1 protein-coding gene is annotated in these 386 nt (G+C 61.1%); it reads right to left on the bottom strand.

From position 1 onward, the window contains the following. Nucleotides 1–102: 102 nt before the first annotated feature. On the bottom strand, nucleotides 103–386 hold a 284-nt coding region (locus EOC93_RS33910), incomplete at its 5' end, for a diacylglycerol kinase (protein WP_164759417.1).

Genomic DNA, 386 nt, shown 5'->3' with positions numbered 1-386 from the left:
CAGCGCAGATCATCCGGCAGGCCCACGCGTTCGAGAAGCAGAAAATTGGCGGCCCTGGCCATGACAGTCTCCTTTGGTGACTGGCATATAGGCATCGAAAGGCTAGATCGGTACCCCGGTGATCCGCTCGATGATGGCGATGCCCCAGACGCCGGCGACGATGAGCACCGAAATCAGCACCGCCAGCGAACCGCAATCCTTGGCCAACTGGATGTCGACATTGAACTCGCGGCTGAAAGCGTCGCATGCCGCCTCGATGCCGGTGTTCAGCACTTCGACCATGATCAGGAGCAGCACGGCGCCGATCAGCAAGGCATAGCCGCGCCACGAGATCGAAACGAACCAGCCGAGCGGCAAGGCAAGCGCCAGCAGCATCAGCTCCTGCT

It is taken from the genome of Mesorhizobium sp. M6A.T.Ce.TU.002.03.1.1, from assembly GCF_003997275.1.
Classification (GTDB): domain Bacteria; phylum Pseudomonadota; class Alphaproteobacteria; order Rhizobiales; family Rhizobiaceae; genus Mesorhizobium; species Mesorhizobium mediterraneum.
Note: the sequence above shows the minus strand (reverse complement) of the source record. Positions and strands in the feature narration are given on the sequence as shown.